Consider the following 17,602-nt stretch of genomic DNA (forward strand, 5'->3'; position numbering starts at 1 on the left):
GGTGGAACGAAGTTTATCGATGGAACTGGTCCGGGTCACAGAAGCAGCAGCACTTGCTTCAGCCCGTTGGATGGGTCGCGGTTTAAAGGTCGAGGCAGATGATGCAGCGACGACGGCGATGCGTGACGTCTTTGATACGATTCCGATGAAGGGGATTGTCGTGATTGGAGAAGGCGAAATGGACGAAGCCCCGATGCTCTATATCGGAGAAAAGGTCGGGAACGGCTATGGCTCACGTCTCGATGTCGCGGTTGACCCGTTAGAAGGGACGAACATCGTGGCAACCGGAACGTGGGGAGCGCTCGCTGTGCTCGCAGTCGCCGATGCGGGAGACCTCCTTCACGCACCGGACATGTACATGGAAAAAATTGCGGTCGGACCGGAAGCTGCCGGTCTCGTCAGTCTCGACAACTCGATTGAAGAGAACATCGAGATTGTGGCGAAAGCGAAGAAGAAAAACGTGGAAGACGTCGTCGTGACAATCTTACATCGGGACCGACATGAAGAAATCATTCAGCGGGTCCGGGCGACTGGAGCGCGAATCAAGCTGATTCCAGACGGGGATGTCGCCGCAGCGATCAACACGGCCTTCCCGAAAACAGGTGTCGATTTGCTACTCGGTTCAGGTGGGGCACCGGAAGGCGTCATCGCCGCTGTCGCAATGAAGTGTCTCGGTGGAGACTTCCAAGGACGCTTGCTCCCGGAAGACGAGGCACAAAAACAACGTTGCCATGACATGGGCATCGAAGACACGGATCGAATCCTTCTACTCAATGACTTGGTAAAAGGTGAGGATTGTATCTTTGCGGCGACAGGTGTGACGGACGGTGAATTGTTACGTGGCGTCCAATTTACGTCGCAAGGTGGACAAACGCACTCCGTTGTCATGCGTGCCAAGTCTGGTACCGTGCGCTTCGTAGAAGGGAACCACTCTCTTACGAAAAAACCGAAAATGGTTATGAAACCTGAATAACATGAAGTCGCGGATGTGTAAACGTCCGCGACTTTTTTGTGATGAAATCGTATGAAAACGGGAATGGATAGTCAGGAGGTGGGGATGATGATCGAAGTGGAAGGACTCGTGAAGACATTCAAAGATGTTCCGGCGGTGAACGATGTTTCGTTCTCCGTAAAAGAAGGAGAGATTTTTGCATTTTTAGGACCGAACGGCGCCGGTAAATCGACGACGGTACAAATGTTGACGACGCTCGTGCGTCCGACATCCGGAGTGGCACGGGTCGACGGATTCGATGTCGTCAAACAAGAAAAAGACGTCCGCCTGTCAATCGGGGTCGCTTTACAAGAAACCGGAATCGATAAAGTGCTGACGGGGCGTGAGCTACTCGTCTTGCAAGGACGATTGTTTAAGATGTCAAACGAGGAAGCGCACCGTCGTGCGGATGAATTATTAGAAGTCGTCTCCCTGACAGATGCTGCAGATCGACGGAGTGGTACGTATTCAGGGGGGATGCGACGACGTCTCGACTTGGCCCTTACGCTCGTCCATCGCCCGACCGTCTTGTTTTTAGATGAGCCGACGACGGGTCTCGACCCGGCGAGTCGGATTGAGATATGGAATGAAGTGCGGCGACTGAATCAAGAGTTTGGGACGACGATTTTTTTGACGACCCAGTACTTAGAAGAAGCAGATGAACTAGCGGACCGAATTGCCATCATCAATCACGGGAAGATTGTCAGTGAAGGAACGGCTGAGGAGCTGAAACAACTCGTCGGTGGTGAGACGATTGCGATGGATTTCTCGAACGAGTCAGACGCGACGACTGCCGCCACGCTCTTTCAGACGACGGCGAACGGGAATCATGTATCGTTCGAACTGCGTGATGTGACGCTGACCGAAATCGTTCGGGCGTTAGACGAACAAGGACTACAACCTGAGCGTTTGACGGTGAAACAACCGTCGCTTGATGACGTGTTCTTGAAAGTGACAGGCGAATCGTATGAAGGAGGCGAGCTTCGTGTGGACTGAGACGTGGTTATTCACGAAACGGAGTTTAGTGACGACAATCCGAAATCCGTTTTCATTTATCCCGAACTTGATCATCTCTGTTTTCTTTTTACTCGTGTATACGAGCGGACTATCGAGCGTGGCGTCGCTTCCTCAGTTTGAAGGAAGCGACTACCTGAACTTCATCTTACCCGTATCGATCGTTTCGGGTGCGGTCGGTGGAGCAGGGGGGACGGGACAAGCCCTTGTCCGTGATATCGAGAGTGGGTATTTTGCGAGGTTATTATTGACTCCCGCGACCCGGACAGCAATCGTGCTCGGACCAATGATTGCCGGGATGTTGCAACTGCTTGTTCAAACGCTACTCATCTTTGCGGTCGCGTTTCTTCTCGGGCTCACGATTCCTGTCGGGGCGGTCGGTTTCTTCTTCACGGTACTACTCGCCATCGGATTCGGTCTTGGATTTGCGGGCTATTCCGTAGGCGTCGCGTTAAAGACACGGAATGCGCAAGCGGCGCAGGCGGGTACGCTTTTGTTCTTCCCACTCATTTTCTTATCGACGACGTTCGTTCCAAAAGAATTGATTGAGGCGGAGTGGCTGAAGGTGGCGGCGACATTCAATCCGACCACGTACATTTTTGAAGGGATGCGGGCCGTCTTGACTCAACCGGAGATTGACTGGGGGGCTCTATCGGCAGGACTCGCAGTGGCAGGAACGATGAGTGTACTCATGATCGTCTTTGCGGCGACGAATGCGAGAGGGGCATTGAAGCAAAAATAAAAAACGACTCGGTTCCCATGAACCGAGTCGTGATGTTGTATTAGAGGTATGATCCAGCGCCAACGTAACGTGGTGCCCAGTATCCAGAAGTGAAGCTCGCGTATTTCACGCCGCCTGTTTCTGAGTTGATCATTTGTGTTTTGCTAAGTGCCATCCCAACATGTTGGATTGTCCCACCTGAGTGTGAGAAGAAGACGAGGTCACCAGCTTGAATCGATGACTTCGAGATTTTCTTCGCGCTTGAGTATTGCTGGCGTGAAGAACGTGGGAGTGTTTTGCCGATTGCTTTTTTGTAAACATGTCCAGTGTAACCTGAGCAGTCAAATCCAGCAGTCGTTGTTCCACCGTAACGGTAAGGTGTACCGAGGTACTTTTTCGACTCAGCAACAAGTTTCGCACGTTTGCTTGACGATGACGTTGAAACTGTCGTCGTTGTTGAAGTTGATGTTCTCGGCTTCAAGTACGTGTACGTTGAAGAAGCTGAGATGTAACGGTGTGTACCTTTGTAGTTGATTTTATAGAACGAACCGGATTTACCAAGGTATGTATAGCGTTGACCTTTATCCATCTTCGCGACAACTTTTGATGACGTAAGTGACGGGGCAGTGCGGATGTTCAAGCCGTTGACTTTCGAGTAAGCGAAAGTGCCAGTAGCAGCTTCTGCTTGTTCACCAGTTGAGAACATGAGACCCGAGAAAGCAACAGTAGCAGCGACGACGATAGATGCAATACGCTTTAACATTGTGTAATTCCCTCCGTTTTTAAAATCAAATCGTTATTATATGACAAAGTCGAGTAATATTTTAATAGTCGAGCACAAGTTGCGAGCATTACCCGGTTTCCTGTGCAAATAAACTATATCATGCGCAAGACCGATGGCATTTTTCAATCACAAGTCAAAAAAACGTTTTCTTGTAACAGAAATGAAACAATATGTGGATATAGTACTTATTTTGTTACAAAACCATCTATTATTGTGTAAGGATTTGTACAAGAGGGAAACCGTTAGACAAAAGGTGATTTTTGCACGGTGACGACACGGAGAAAATGTGATTAGATGATGACAGAACAAAAAGAATCAAGTTGAATACTTCTTGTAATGAAATGTAGAAAGATAGGTGGCTTGAATGAGTCAACAGACAGAACCGACAAAAAATTACACGCTTCGTGAACTCGAGACGAAGACGTTGAAAGAGTTATATGAGATCGCCAAAGAAGTCAAAGTTCCAAACTTTCGAGAAGCACGGAAACGTGAGCTCATGTTTCGAATTTTGAAATCTCAGGCCGAATCAAAAGATTTATACTTCCTCGAAGGTATTCTAGAAATCATTCCACCGAATCCTCAGTCGCAAAATGACGGCGGATTTGGCTTCCTCCGACCAATCAATTACTCTCAATCTTCAGAAGACATCTATATCGCTGCTTCACAAATTCGTCGTTTCAACCTCCGAAACGGGGACCTCGTGACAGGGAAAGTCCGCAAACCGAAAGAAAACGAACGATTCCAAGGATTGTTGAGTGTAGAGGCGGTCAACGGGGAGTCGACGGACTCGACGCGGTCACGCGATTACTTCCCGGCGCTCACTCCGATTTACCCGGAACAACAGATGGTGCTCGAGACAGAGCCGAAACATCTCTCAGTACGTGTCATGGATATGATTGCGCCAGTCGGATTCGGACAACGTGGATTGATTGTCGCACCACCGAAAGCGGGGAAAACCTCGCTCTTAAAAGAAATTGCGAACTCGATCACGACGAATCATCCAAACGTCGAACTCATCATTCTGTTGATTGATGAGCGACCAGAGGAAGTGACCGACATCCAACGTTCTGTACCGGATGCGGACGTGGCCTTCTCGACGTTTGATGAGACACCGGAAAACCATGCGCGCATTTCAGAACTCGTCCTCGAACGGGCGATGCGTCTCGTGGAACATAAGAAAGACGTGGTCATCTTACTTGATTCCATCACACGATTGACGCGTGCGTATAACCTATCCGTTCCGCCGAGCGGACGGACGCTCTCTGGAGGGATTGACCCTGCAGCGTTCCACAAACCGAAAAAATTCTTCGGGGCGGCCCGAAATATCGAAGACGGAGGTAGCTTGACGATTCTTGCGACCGCACTCGTCGATACCGGTTCGCGAATGGATGACGTCATCTATGAGGAATTCAAAGGGACGGGGAACATGGAGCTCCATCTTGATCGGAAATTGGCGGAACGCCGCCTCTTCCCGGCAATCGACATTCGTCGTTCGGGGACGCGGAAAGAAGAGCTGTTACTCGGCAAGGACGAACTCGACTCGCTATGGACGATTCGCCGCACGATGAACGAGTCTTCGGACTTCGTCGAACACTTCTTACGCCGTGTCCGTGAGACGAAAACGAACCTCGACTTTTTCGCTGCGTTAGAGGCAGATAAGAAAAAAAGACGACCGGTGAAAAAAACGAAAACAGACTTGTAAATCCTATAGTAGGGTGATATTATATTCTAGTGAACTTTCTCTAGGTTGAAAGAATACTTAGGGCCGAAGGAGTTGAAAAGCAATGAAACAAGGAATCCACCCAGAATACCGTAAAGTCGTATTCATGGACTCGACGACAGAATTCAAATTCATCACTGGTTCAACTCGTTACTCTAACGAGACAATCACGATGGAAGATGGAAACGAGTACCCACTCATCCGTGTCGATGTATCTTCTGATTCGCACCCGTTCTACACAGGTCGCCAGAAATTCGCATCTGCAGATGGTCGTATCGAGCGCTTCAACAAGAAATACCAACGTTAATCGTAAAGTTGTATGCTCACCGCCTAGGGATTGCCCTTGGCGGTTTTTTGTTACATAGACGCGGGTAAAGAGACAAAAGACTGTCGTTAGGGGGCCGTTATGGAACTTATACTCATCAGTATCAGCTTATTAATCGGGGTCGGTATCATGTCACAATGGTTGGCATGGCGTTATCAAATTCCGGCAATCATCATTATGACGCTCGCCGGGGTGTTGGCAGGTCCGATTCTTGGGCTGTTTGATCCGCGTGAACTACTAGGGGATTTATATAATCCCATCATTTCGTTTGCGGTCGCCATCATCTTATTTGAAGGAAGTCTCGGGCTTCACTTCAGCGAGATCAATCAATTCCGACGGTCGATTGTCCGCATCGTCACGATCGGAGTCGCGCTGTCGTTCGTCGGAATGTCGCTCCTCATCCAGCACGTCGGAGGGTTGCATTGGGTCGTCGCATGGACGATGGGGGCACTCTTCGTCGTGACAGGACCGACTGTCGTCATCCCGTTATTACGACAAGCACACTTGAAAGATCGTGTCGGAGCGATTTTGAAGTGGGAAGGGATTATCGTCGATCCGGTCGGGGCACTGCTCGGACTCTTCGTCGTTCGGCTCGGATACATCGTATATGAAGGAATGGACTTATGGATGCAGCTCTTGTTTGCCGGTGCTTGTATTGTCGGGATCGGACTCGGGTATTTGTTTGGGCATCTCCTCATGGGATGGTTTGTCGCGGAGAAGGTACCACGTTACCTGCGTGCCTCGGTCACATTGACGGCCGTCCTCATCTTGTTCTCACTCAGCGAACTCATGATGCACGAAGTCGGGCTTCTCGCCGTGACGGCGATGGGGATGACGATGGCCAATACGAAACATCGGGACGAGGAGATTATCGAAGAGTTGCAATCGTTTAAAGAAGACATTTCAATTTTGCTCATTTCGTCCGTCTTCATCTTATTGACGGCGTCGCTTTCACGGGCAGAACTCTTAAATATCTTCCAATGGCCACTGCTCTTGACGATTGCCGGGATTCTCTTCTTGGTTCGTCCGGTTGCGATTTACTTGTCGACGATTGGTGGAGGACTGCCGCTAGCGGAACGAGGGTTCATCGGTTGGATTGCACCGCGCGGAATCGTCGCGATGACGGTCGCTGGATTCTTTGCTGAAGAAGTCGCACATCTCGGGATTGACGATGCGAAGCAAATGTTACCGCTCACGCTCGGACTCGTCTTCATTTCCGTAACGTTACACGGTCTCACGATCCGACCGCTCGCACGTAAATTAAAATTAATTGATGTGCAAAAAGAAGCGAAAGCCGACGAGTAAAGGGCGGATTCACTTCTAAGAAAATTTGGAAGAAGTCAACCCTTTTCCTCAACTCGAAAGATAGGTATAATCGGAAAGCGATTATCGATGGAGAGGGCGAAGAACAATGATGCATGTGACGAACCGATACGGTTGGATTGAAGTGATTTGTGGGAGTATGTTTTCAGGGAAGTCGGAGGAATTGATTCGCCGTGTCCGCCGCGCTCACTATGGAAAGATTCCGGTCCAAGTGTTCAAACCAGCAATCGACGACCGGTATCATGAAGAGAACGTCGTCTCACATACGGGCAACTCGGTCGTGGCGGTACCCGTCGCATCGAGCCAAGACTTATACGATGCCGTGCGGGAAGAAACGCAAGTCATCGCGATTGATGAGGTACAATTCTTTGACGAAGGCATCGTCGATGTCATCGAACAGCTCGCGAACGAGGACAAACGCGTGATCTGTGCCGGGCTCGATATGGACTTCCGAGGTGAACCGTTCACGATGATGCCTGAGCTGTTGTCGCGTGCGGAGTTTGTGACGAAACTGCAGGCGATCTGCTTGTCATGTGGTGCACCGGCTTCACGGACGCAACGATTGATTGACGGACAGCCGGCTCGTTATGAAGATCCGGTCATCTTGGTCGGCGCTTCGGAGTCGTACGAACCGCGATGCCGTCATTGCCATGACGTACCGAATAAACCACATCCGGTCCGCCATACGGTGGTAGACTGATGAATCAACGGACCGCCCTCGGCGGTCCGTTTTTTTGCTATAATAGATAGAGTTTGATTTGACGGAGAAAGGACGGATCATCATGTTTGACCGTTTAAGTGTATTAGAAGATCGCTATATGCAATTGAATGAAATGCTCGCCGACCCAGAAGTGCTCAGCGACTCGACGAAGTTGAGACAATATTCGAAAGAACAGGCGCAGTTAGAAGAAACGGTACAGATGTATCGTCAATATAAAGAGAAGAGCGAAGCATTCAAAGAAGCGAAGGCGATGCTCGAAGACCGGACGCTCGACGCCGACATGCGCGAGCTTGCTAAAGAAGAGATGAACCTCTTGGAGCCGGAAGTGAAAGAGCTTGAAGCGAAGTTGCGGATTTTGTTGCTTCCGAAAGACCCGAACGATGATAAGAACGTCATCGTCGAAGTCCGAGGCGCGGCAGGAGGAGACGAGGCAGCCCTTTTTGCCGGCGATTTATACAAGATGTACACGCGATTCGCCGAGCGTCAAAATTGGAAAGTTGAACTGATTGACGCGAACTATACCGAACTCGGTGGGTTCAAAGAAGTCACGTTCATGATCAACGGCGCAGGTGCTTACTCGAAGCTCAAGTTTGAGAACGGGGCGCATCGTGTACAACGCGTCCCGTCGACGGAGTCGGGTGGGCGAATCCATACGTCTACGGCAACGGTTGCCGTCTTGCCTGAAGCGGAAGATGTCGAGGTGCATATCGATATGAAAGATGTACGTGTCGATACGTTCACCTCGTCAGGTCCAGGAGGACAGTCCGTCAACACGACGCAGTCCGCTGTCCGCTTGACACACATCCCGTCTGGTCTCGTCGTCTCGTGTCAGGACGAGAAATCGCAACATAAAAACAAAGACAAGGCGATGAAGGTCCTTCGGGCACGCCTATATGACAAGATGCAAAGCGAGCATATGGAAGAACTGTCGGCACAGCGAAAATCCGCTGTCGGGACAGGGGACCGCTCTGAACGGATTCGCACGTATAACTTCCCACAAAGTCGTGTCACCGATCACCGTATCGGACTGACGCTCCAAAAGTTAGATCGTGTATTAGCGGGTGAACTCGAGGACATCATTGACGCCCTCATCATGGATGAGCAGGCACGTCTCATGGAGGATGCGGAATGATGCGTGTCGCTGCGCTACTTAAGCAGACAGAAGAGCGGCTTCAAGAGGCCGGGCGTGACCGTGCGGCTGCCGAATGGTGGCTCATGCACGTACTCGATGTCGACCGAACGGGTCTCCTCGTTCGATTGTCGGATGAACTATCCGCGGATGAAGCGGAACGGTTCGAAACTGGAATCGAACGTCTATTGACTGGAGAACCCGTACAACACGTGATCGGACAGGCACCGTTTTATGGCCGCTCGTTCGAAGTGAATCGGGATGTCTTGATCCCGAGACCGGAAACAGAAGAGTTGATTGACTGGGTTCTCGGGCAAATTCGTCACGTAGCAGACGATGAAATCGTGGATGTTGGAACAGGGAGCGGGGCGATTGCGATCACGCTCAGTGTAGAACTCGGTGTCCGGGTACAGACGGTCGACATTTCCCCGGAAGCGATTGCGGTCGCGAAACGGAATGCGAAAACGCTCGGTGGGAATGTACGCTTTTATGAAGGAGACGGGCTCGCCCCGATTGCCGATCAATCGATTCGAATTCTTGTCTCGAACCCACCATATATCGAGGCAGACGTTCTATTAGATGAGACGGTTGTCGGCTACGAGCCACACCTCGCACTCTTTGGCGGAGCAGATGGGCTCGACATGTATCGCCAACTGATTTCAGAGTCAGTGCGCGTCTTACGTGCCGATTGGCAATTGATTGCGTTTGAAATCGGGTATAACCAAGGACAAGATGTGAAATCATTACTGTCTGAACGTTATCCTGAAGCAGAAACGGGTATTTTAAAAGATATAAACGGCAAGGACCGTATCGTCTATGCCGTAAGGGAAGGGATTGCGTATGGAAACGAAATGGATTAAATCGTATGAGATTGAAGAGGGGGTACGTCTTCTTCAAGCGGGTGAAATCATCGCCATGCCGACAGAAACGGTCTATGGTCTCGCAGGGGACGCCATGAATGATGTGGCGATTCGCAAGATTTTTGAGGCGAAGGGCCGACCGTCGGATAACCCACTCATCGTCCATATCGCTTCAATCGAACAAACGAAGTTGTTTGTCGATACGATTCCTCCCGTTGCCAAGCGCTTGATGGATGCGTTTTGGCCAGGCGCTTTGACGATCATCTTGCCTTCAAACGGCCGAGCCTCATCGCTCGTGACCGCAGGACTGGATTCCATCGGGCTTCGGATGCCGAATCATTCGGCGGCACTTGAGTTGATTCGCAAGTCAGGCTTAGGGCTTGCGGCACCAAGTGCGAACCGTTCCGGACGTCCTTCTCCGACGACCGCTCAACATGTGGCTGACGATTTAGCCGGGCGGATTGCGGGGATTGTCGATGGAGGACCAACTGGAATCGGCGTCGAGTCAACCGTCATCGATTGCACGGGTGACACGGTGACGATTTTACGACCGGGTGGCGTGACGCGAGAAGAAATCGAAGCTGTCATCGGACCGGTCGCCTTAGATGCCAATTTGAGTGATGACAAAGCCGCACCACGATCACCGGGAATGAAATACACGCATTATGCCCCAACGGCGCCCGTCTTCTTAGTCGATGGCACACGTCAGGATTTGCAACGTGTCATTGCGGATCGGAAGCAAAAGGGATTGCGGATCGGTGCACTCGTATTCGATGAAGAGCCGACAATGGCTGATGTCACCTATTCCCTCGGTACTTCGATGGAAGCGGCGGCGCAACGTTTATACGATGCCCTTCGTCGATTTGATGAAACGGACGTCGATGAGATTTATGTGAACAAGATTGAACCGGTCGGGGTCGCCTTAGCCGTTTACAACCGCTTGTACAAAGCGGCGGGAGGGAAGGTCGTTCACCCGACGAAAGATGCCTAAAGACATAGAGGAGGACACGCGATGTCAATGAAACGCGTATTATTCATATGTAGTGGCAACACGTGCCGAAGCCCGATGGCGATGGCCTTGCTCCGTTCGAAAATGACTGGGGACGAGTTTGATATTCGCTCAGCCGGTCTGCGGACAATGCAAGGATTCGATGCTTCTGAAAATGCACTGCAAGTTCTCAGAGAACGTGGGATCGAGCTCGACCACGTCACCCAGACGTTCGATGAGGTGTTAGGAAATTGGGCGGACATCATCTTGACGATGACACGTGCGCACCGCGAACAAATTCGGGATACATACCCGGATTTGGCAGAGCGGACGTACACGCTCTACGAATTCGTGACAGGGCTTGAGCGAGACATCAACGACCCGTTCGGCGGTTCGATGAATGTGTATCGCCAAGTGCGAAACGAACTCGAGCCACTCGTGAATCGACTTGTGCTAAAATTAACGAATGATGGGTCAAAGGTGACGAAACCACCGAGACGCCTACCAAAGAAGACGGGGGAATGAACGAATGAAAATTGCAATTGGCGCCGATCACGGCGGATTCAACTTAAAGAGAGACATCGTAGCATTGCTTGAGGAACTCGGACATGAGTATAAAGACTTTGGCACGCACTCGGCCGACTCGATTGACTACCCAGACGTAGCCATTCCGGTTGCAGAAGCTGTCGCGGCAGGCGAGTTCGATCGTGGGATTTTGATTTGCGGTACAGGAATCGGAATCGGAATCGCAGCAAACAAAGTCAAAGGGATTCGTGCGGCACTCGTTCACGACTCATTCAGTGCGAAAGCGACACGTCAGCATAACGACTCGAACATCATGACGATGGGCGAGCGTGTCATTGGACCTGGCCTTGCGGTCGATTTGGTGGCGACGTGGCTTGATACGGACTTTGAAGGCGGTCGCCATTCAAACCGTGTCGACAAGATGAGCGCATACGAATCGAAGTGAGCCCGATGAAGACGGAACTTCTCGGATTATTAACGGAGCTTCACGAACGGTTCCCGTTACATGATGAGCGTATTCTCGTCATCGGATGCTCCACAAGTGAAGTGCTTGGGAAGACGATCGGCAAGGCAGGGTCCATCGACGTCGCAGAAGAATTGATGGAGGCCTTCCTTGAATTGAAAGAGAAGACGGGTGTCCATTTGGCGTTCCAAGGGTGTGAGCATATCAACCGTGCTCTCACCATGGAACGACGGACGCTCAAGCAGTTCGGTCTCACAGAGGTGACGGTCGTTCCTGTCCGTTCGGCGGGTGGGGCGATGTCGGAAAAGGCATATGCGAACTTCGAGGAACCATGTGTCGTCGAATCGATTCAAGCGGATGCGGGAATCGATATCGGCTCGACGTTGATCGGGATGCATTTAAAACCAGTGGCTATTCCGGTTCGACTATCGTCGAAACATCTTGGCGAAGCGTACGTCACGTTCGCGGTCACGAGACCAAAACTGATTGGTGGACCACGAGCTCACTATCCAAACAAATGAAAAAGGCATCGCATTCAGGTTTTCCGACCGAATGCGATGCTTTTTTGTGGTTATAATTCTTCGCCAAATAAATACGACACGACCATCGGGAAACGCTCGCGCCAGGCAAGTTCGTTATGAACACCCTCTTCAATCACTTCGAAACGGATGTGCTCGACCTTGTCTTTTAACAGGTTGTACACCCGTTCGCTCGACTCCCGATACATCTCGTTCGTCGGTCCGTTCTCGATCGGTTCCTCGACTTCTTTGGCACCGACGTCTAAATAGAGACGTTCGACATCTTTTAAGTCACTCGCCTCAATCAATTGCTCCAGTTCGGTTTGATTGAACCAGAAGGCAGACGATAAGGAAGCAACGCGCTTAAAGATTTCAGGATATACACACGCTGCGTAGACTGAGATGAGTCCACCCATCGAGCTTCCCATCATCGCCGTTTCTTCCGGGATGGTCCGGTAGTCGGCATCGATTTTAGGTTTTAGTTCTTGGGCGATATATTCGATGTATGCCGATCCTTCTCCGCCGAGAACGATGTCGCGTCCGAGCAGGCTGTCCCCGATGTATGGATTTTCCCACGGTCCGTACTCATCGAGTCGCTTTTCCCCGGGTGCGCTATCGAGAGCGACGACGATCAAGTCACGTTTCGAGGCGTCTAAATATTCACCGACGCGCCAGCTCATGTTATAGCTCGCCTCCTCGTCAGCGAAACAGTTTTGCCCGTCATGCATATAGAGAACGGGATACCGTTTTTCCGATGTCTCATAGTCGGCAGGTGTATAGATCCGAACCGTGCGGGTACGTTCGAATGGTGTGATCGTGATTTCTTTTGTCTCAATCATGAAGTGACCTCCTTTGCAGTCTCTCTAAATGATACCCAACTTTTCGTCAGATTATAGCGATACCCAAAAAAACAAGCGTGTGGTACGATGGGGGTGTTGATTTTTAGACATTTAGAGGGGGTCTTCACATGGTAAACACGACGAAGTTAAAGGTGCAGGATGCAGAATTGTTTGAGGCAATGCAACACGAGCTCGGTCGTCAACGCGACAACATCGAACTCATCGCTTCAGAAAACTTTGTTTCAGAAGCGGTCATGGAAGCGCAAGGAGGCGTATTGACAAACAAATATGCCGAAGGATATCCAGGACGCCGTTATTATGGTGGCTGTGAGTTTGTCGACGTCGCTGAAAACTTGGCGCGTGACCGTGCGAAAGCATTGTTCGGTGCAGAACATGCGAACGTACAACCACACTCTGGTGCACAAGCGAACATGGCAGTTTATTTCACAGTGCTTGAAGCAGGAGACACGGTGCTCGGGATGAACCTATCACACGGCGGTCACTTGACGCACGGTAGCCCGGTCAACTTCTCGGGAGTGCAGTATAACTTCGTCGAATACGGTGTAGACAAAGAGACAGAACACATCGACTATGACGTCGTCGCAGCGCTTGCGAAAGAACATAAACCGAAATTGATTGTCGCGGGAGCGTCGGCTTACCCACGCACAATCGACTTCGCGAAGTTCCGTGAGATTGCGGACAGTGTCGATGCGTACCTCATGGTCGATATGGCGCACATTGCTGGACTCGTGGCAGCAGGTCTTCACCCGAACCCGGTCGAGCATGCGGATTTCGTCACGACGACGACGCACAAGACACTTCGTGGACCACGTGGCGGTATGATTCTTTGTAAAGAAGAGTTTGCGAAAGCAATCGACAAATCCATCTTCCCAGGAATTCAAGGTGGACCGCTCATGCACGTCATCGCAGCGAAAGCAGTCGCGTTCGGAGAGGCACTCCAACCAGAATTCAAAGAGTATCAACGTCAAGTCATCGCCAATGCACAGGCACTTGCGGCTGGTCTTGAAGAAGAGGGGCTCCGAATCGTATCGGGCGGAACGGACAACCACCTCTTACTCGTCGACCTTCAAGGAATCGACATCACAGGGAAAGCGGCGGAGCATGCGCTCGACGCTGCAGGGATCACGGTCAACAAAAACACGATCCCATTCGATCCAGCGTCACCGTTCGTCACAAGCGGAATCCGTCTCGGTACGGCAGCGATGACGACGCGTGGCTTCAAAGAGGACGATATGCAAGAAGTGGCACGCCTAATCGGTCGTGTACTCAAACAACATGAAGATGAGTCGGTACTCGCAGAAGCACTTCAAGACGTGCGTACGTTAACTGCGAAATTCCCACTTTACCCAGAACGAGGCTGAGTCAATGGACATCCGGACACTCGCAGAACGAGAGCTATCCGAACTCCCATTGTTCGATATGACGGAATGGTTGGCTCGTAAGGGGGAACACGACCCATCTTTCCGTCTTGTCGCCAGTGAGTTCGGGGTCATCACGACGCTCCTCGACCATGGCTATTACGAAGAAGCGAGCGAACGAATCGTACCGCTCCTCGGGATGAAAGTGCCCGCTGCGTTCCATCGACTAGGTCTTGCGCTAGAAGTGAAGGCGAACGGGAAAAAAGCGGCCAAGCGCCGCTTTCGTTCGTTTTCTCCGGCTGTCATCCAACATTCGGATTTAGCCGAGTGGCGACAGGCCTTCAAGTTTGATAAGAAATGGCTCGGTCTTCCGCTCGTCGTGGGACTTGCTGCCGCTGCGCTCGTGTTTTGGCCAGATACCGAACCTCCGATTGTCCCACCAAGCGAGACCGATCAAGTCGTCGTCGAGACGGTGACCGAGGAAGAGGTGATGGCGGAGCGCTTGAAGGAACTAGAAGCGGAAGTCGCTCGACTTGAGAAGGAAAATGAACAGCTACAAGGTCAAGAAGAAACGTCAAGTGATTCGGCGGAAGAGAAGCCGGATCAAGCGACTGACGTCGTGCCGTTAGCGGAGGTCGAAGCGCTCGTACAAGACAAACAGTACGAGCAAGCTGAACAGCTGCTCGACGGAGAAGCGAAAGCAGGTCAAGAGCAGGCGGTTGGATTTTATCGACTTCTTGTCGACAATAAGTTAGGAAAAGCGAAAATCGCGGATTACGCTTCTTATCTCGATTCCTATCCTGAGTCTGGGTACAAGGCAGACGTCCTATGGATGAAAGGGATTGCCGAGAAAAAAGCGGACGATCCTGCTTATCGGGATACGCTGACGACCGTGTCAGAAATGAAAGGAACGTATTGGGCGCCGATTGCGAAATCCGTGCTCGACGAGTGAGGTGTTGCGCGAGCAGCGCCTTTTCTCATGAAATTTTAATGAACTCCACCTCGATTTCTCGTTTTCATCTCGTATGATGCGAGTAGGAGGGATGCACGAATGAAACGTTTACTAAAAATGATTGGGACTAGTTTATTGGCAATCGGCCTGATGGGAATCGGACTTGCCGGTTTCTTGTTCTTTACGACACCGGGGCAATCAAGCCTCACGCAACTGTCGCTCGCGGCCACGGGCATCGAGCAGCAAATCGAGCAAGTGGATGCAACGTGGGACCAATGGGAAGACCGTCTTGAACGACAAGTGGAATCAGCAATCCCGGAAGGCGTCCGTCTGTTTTTTGAGGATTGATTTCGGGAAATGAATACCAATACGTCGAGCGGTCCGCTCGGCGTTTTTTCAAAGGAGTGAGCAGGATGCAGACGATTCTGGTCGTAGAAGATGATTCGAAGATTGCACGGTTACTGGAACTAGAGTTGAAGCACGCAGGATATGAAGTCGTCGTGGCGACAGATGGGCGTAGTGGTTTAGAGCGTGCCGTCGCCGACGAGATCGACCTCGTCTTACTCGATATCATGTTGCCTCAAATGAGCGGACTCGAGGTGGTCCGTCGATTAAAAGAAGAACGACCGCTGTTGCCCGTTCTCATGGTGACGGCTCGGGGAGACCGCTATGACAAAGTGAGTGGACTTGACCTAGGGGCCGATGACTACATCACGAAACCATTTGAAATCGAAGAAGTGCTCGCTCGAATCCGGGCGTTTTTGCGTATGCGCCAGCTCGTTCGGCAGGACCATTCCGAGCATGTCCTGACCTATGAGACACTCAAGGTCGATGTGAATCGACATGAAGTGTATTGCGAGGGAAATAAAATCGATTTGACGCGGCGTGAGTTTGATTTGTTGGTCTTCTTTTTAGAGAACCCCGAGCGCGTCTTGACCCGTGATCAACTCGTCGAACATGTGTGGGGATTTGATTACTTCGGTGATACGAACGTCGTGGACGTATATGTCCGTTATGTCCGAAAGAAACTGACCGGTTCTTGGATTCAAACCGTCCGTGGTGTCGGTTATATGTTGAAGCGTGGTGAGTGAGCATGTTACGTACAAAAATCGCCTGGGCGATGACGGGATTCATGTTGCTGCTCCTTCTCGTCTCGTTTGGTGTGACATGGTTCGTCGCGAGGCAAGAGATCGTCGATTCACGTTTTGACGTGTTACTACAAGCGTTAAACTTATTAGAAGAAGACGTCCGGAACAGCGATGCCGTGCTGTCCCTTCATAAGGACAGTGTCGTCCTAGAGCGTCAAGAAAACGGGGAGTGGGGAATCATCGGTGGAGAAGTACCAGATGGGACGACATTTCCCATCAATTACGGAGAACCCGCACTCATCGATGACTGGTTCGTCGTCGCCACGACGGATGGGCTGGCGTTCGGGTTTCAAGATCGAGCAGTGAGTGACACGATTCAAGCGTTGGCGACGATATTTCTTGTCATGTTTTTCCTAGCCGTCCTCTTGACGTTCCTCGGAACATGGTGGATTTTACGCCAAGGACTGTCGCCGTTACGTCGATTGACGGAGACGATGGAACGGATTACCGAATCGGGCAAATTAGAAACGATTGAGGTCGATGACCGGAAGGACGAAGTGACGCTCCTTTCGAACGGATTCAACCATATGATTGAACGGGTCGAAGGGACGATGGACCAACAGCGTCGTTTCGTCGCCGATGTTTCACATGAACTAAAAACACCACTGACCGTCATCGAAGGCTACGCGAAATTATTGCAGCGCTGGGGACAAGAGGACGAGAGTGTCCGCGCCGAGGCCATCGACCATATTTTGACGGAGTCGCGACAGATGCGAAACGACTTGATTGAACCGATGCTGGAATTAAATCGCTTCGCTGCGCTTGAAGAGGTCGACCGAGAAGACATTGATTTGGCTGAGCTTGGCGACATGTTAACAGAACGATTTTTACGGTCGCACGGTGTACACCTTCCCATCGATGCGAACGGTAGCTGGTATGGCCATCGTGACTCGTTACAACGCATTCTCGTCATCTTGATCGATAATAGTTTGAAGTATGCAACAGAGACAAGCCTTCACCTGACAGACAATCGAATCGAAGTGAGCGACAGGGGACCTGTCTTATCAGATGAAGTAAGAGCTCGTCTGTTCGACCGCTTTTATCGATTGGATGAGGCACGAGACCGGAGCGGCAGTGGACTTGGTCTTGCGATTGCGAAGGAAGTCGCAGATGTGAACGGCTGGACGATTGGAAGCGAACCGAATGATCCTGACGGCAGTGTATTTTTCCTCACTCGATGATGAACATTTCGCATTTTCTCA

The 17,602-nt window shown here is 51.0% G+C and carries 20 protein-coding genes; 18 read left to right on the forward strand and 2 right to left on the reverse strand.

Annotation, left to right across the window (positions count from 1 at the left end; translation table 11 throughout):
• Position 1: 1 nt before the first annotated feature.
• The 3 genes from glpX to ACQKD4_RS01310 all read left to right on the forward strand — a co-directional run bounded on the left by glpX (position 2) and on the right by ACQKD4_RS01310 (position 2,747).
• A complete protein-coding gene (gene glpX / locus ACQKD4_RS01300) occupies positions 2–973 on the forward strand; it encodes a class II fructose-bisphosphatase (protein WP_074035838.1) in 972 nt (323 codons plus the stop codon).
• A gap of 87 nt (positions 974–1,060) precedes the next feature.
• Positions 1,061–1,987 (forward strand): ATP-binding cassette domain-containing protein, encoded by a 927-nt coding sequence (locus ACQKD4_RS01305; protein ID WP_427372205.1) that lies wholly within the window; start codon positions 1,061–1,063, stop codon positions 1,985–1,987.
• Positions 1,977–2,747, forward strand: coding sequence for an ABC transporter permease (locus ACQKD4_RS01310; RefSeq protein ID WP_012727390.1), 771 nt, complete (start codon positions 1,977–1,979; stop codon positions 2,745–2,747). The genes ACQKD4_RS01305 and ACQKD4_RS01310 overlap by 11 nt, the downstream gene beginning before the upstream one ends.
• Before the next feature lie 40 nt (positions 2,748–2,787).
• On the opposite strand, the gene ACQKD4_RS01315 is transcribed toward ACQKD4_RS01310, so the two are convergent.
• A complete protein-coding gene (locus ACQKD4_RS01315; RefSeq protein WP_074035842.1) occupies positions 2,788–3,489 on the reverse strand; it encodes a C40 family peptidase in 702 nt (233 codons plus the stop codon).
• Positions 3,490–3,874: 385 nt separating this feature from the next.
• Between ACQKD4_RS01315 and rho the strand changes: the two genes are divergently transcribed.
• The 10 genes from rho to ACQKD4_RS01365 all read left to right on the forward strand — a co-directional run bounded on the left by rho (position 3,875) and on the right by ACQKD4_RS01365 (position 12,085).
• Positions 3,875–5,212, forward strand: a complete 1,338-nt coding sequence (rho, locus tag ACQKD4_RS01320; RefSeq protein ID WP_427372206.1) for a transcription termination factor Rho — start codon at positions 3,875–3,877, stop codon at positions 5,210–5,212.
• Between the two features lie 82 nt (positions 5,213–5,294).
• Positions 5,295–5,537 carry a type B 50S ribosomal protein L31 gene (locus ACQKD4_RS01325; protein ID WP_012727387.1) on the forward strand — a complete coding sequence of 81 codons (243 nt, stop codon included), beginning with the start codon at positions 5,295–5,297 and terminating at the stop codon, positions 5,535–5,537.
• A 99-nt stretch (positions 5,538–5,636) separates the two neighbouring features.
• A complete protein-coding gene (locus ACQKD4_RS01330) occupies positions 5,637–6,860 on the forward strand; it encodes a cation:proton antiporter (RefSeq protein WP_427372207.1) in 1,224 nt (407 codons plus the stop codon).
• 106 nt (positions 6,861–6,966) lie between these two features.
• Positions 6,967–7,578, forward strand: a complete 612-nt coding sequence (locus tag ACQKD4_RS01335; RefSeq protein WP_214694566.1) for a thymidine kinase — start codon at positions 6,967–6,969, stop codon at positions 7,576–7,578.
• A gap of 82 nt (positions 7,579–7,660) precedes the next feature.
• Positions 7,661–8,731, forward strand: a complete 1,071-nt coding sequence (prfA, locus tag ACQKD4_RS01340; protein WP_074036532.1) for a peptide chain release factor 1 — start codon at positions 7,661–7,663, stop codon at positions 8,729–8,731.
• Entirely contained in the window at positions 8,731–9,588 is an 858-nt protein-coding gene (prmC, locus tag ACQKD4_RS01345) for a peptide chain release factor N(5)-glutamine methyltransferase (protein WP_427373253.1), read from the forward strand. Before prfA ends, prmC begins: the two co-directional genes overlap by 1 nt.
• A complete protein-coding gene (locus ACQKD4_RS01350) occupies positions 9,569–10,579 on the forward strand; it encodes an L-threonylcarbamoyladenylate synthase (protein WP_427372208.1) in 1,011 nt (336 codons plus the stop codon). The genes prmC and ACQKD4_RS01350 overlap by 20 nt, the downstream gene beginning before the upstream one ends.
• Positions 10,580–10,600: 21 nt before the next feature.
• Entirely contained in the window at positions 10,601–11,101 is a 501-nt protein-coding gene (locus ACQKD4_RS01355; protein ID WP_214694549.1) for a low molecular weight protein arginine phosphatase, read from the forward strand.
• A 4-nt stretch (positions 11,102–11,105) separates the two neighbouring features.
• Positions 11,106–11,546, forward strand: coding sequence for a ribose 5-phosphate isomerase B (gene rpiB, locus ACQKD4_RS01360; RefSeq protein WP_214694546.1), 441 nt, complete (start codon positions 11,106–11,108; stop codon positions 11,544–11,546).
• The gene (locus ACQKD4_RS01365; RefSeq protein ID WP_427372209.1) at positions 11,543–12,085 is read left to right on the forward strand and encodes a TIGR01440 family protein; all 543 of its coding nucleotides are present in this window, start codon (positions 11,543–11,545) and stop codon (positions 12,083–12,085) included. Before rpiB ends, ACQKD4_RS01365 begins: the two co-directional genes overlap by 4 nt.
• A 50-nt stretch (positions 12,086–12,135) precedes the next feature.
• Here ACQKD4_RS01365 and ACQKD4_RS01370 read toward each other — a convergent pair whose 3' ends face one another.
• On the reverse strand, positions 12,136–12,921 hold the full coding sequence (locus tag ACQKD4_RS01370) for an alpha/beta hydrolase (RefSeq protein ID WP_427372210.1): 786 nt from the start codon (positions 12,919–12,921) through the stop codon (positions 12,136–12,138).
• 128 nt (positions 12,922–13,049) lie between these two features.
• Between ACQKD4_RS01370 and glyA the strand changes: the two genes are divergently transcribed.
• The 5 genes from glyA (at position 13,050) to ACQKD4_RS01395 (ending at position 17,581) form a co-directional block, all read left to right on the forward strand.
• The gene (gene glyA / locus ACQKD4_RS01375) at positions 13,050–14,303 is read left to right on the forward strand and encodes a serine hydroxymethyltransferase (RefSeq protein ID WP_074035858.1); all 1,254 of its coding nucleotides are present in this window, start codon (positions 13,050–13,052) and stop codon (positions 14,301–14,303) included.
• 4 nt (positions 14,304–14,307) lie between these two features.
• Positions 14,308–15,252, forward strand: a complete 945-nt coding sequence (locus tag ACQKD4_RS01380) for a hypothetical protein (protein ID WP_427372211.1) — start codon at positions 14,308–14,310, stop codon at positions 15,250–15,252.
• Between the two features lie 99 nt (positions 15,253–15,351).
• The gene (locus tag ACQKD4_RS01385; protein WP_214744570.1) at positions 15,352–15,600 is read left to right on the forward strand and encodes a hypothetical protein; all 249 of its coding nucleotides are present in this window, start codon (positions 15,352–15,354) and stop codon (positions 15,598–15,600) included.
• Positions 15,601–15,665: 65 nt separating this feature from the next.
• Positions 15,666–16,343, forward strand: coding sequence for a response regulator transcription factor (locus tag ACQKD4_RS01390; RefSeq protein ID WP_214744568.1), 678 nt, complete (start codon positions 15,666–15,668; stop codon positions 16,341–16,343).
• A gap of 2 nt (positions 16,344–16,345) precedes the next feature.
• A complete protein-coding gene (locus tag ACQKD4_RS01395; RefSeq protein ID WP_427372212.1) occupies positions 16,346–17,581 on the forward strand; it encodes a histidine kinase dimerization/phospho-acceptor domain-containing protein in 1,236 nt (411 codons plus the stop codon).
• The last annotated feature ends 21 nt before the right edge of the window (positions 17,582–17,602 follow it).

It is taken from the genome of Exiguobacterium sp. NPDC077395, from assembly GCF_050269125.1.
In the GTDB taxonomy this organism is placed as follows: Bacteria; Bacillota; Bacilli; order Exiguobacteriales; family Exiguobacteriaceae; genus Exiguobacterium; species Exiguobacterium aestuarii_A.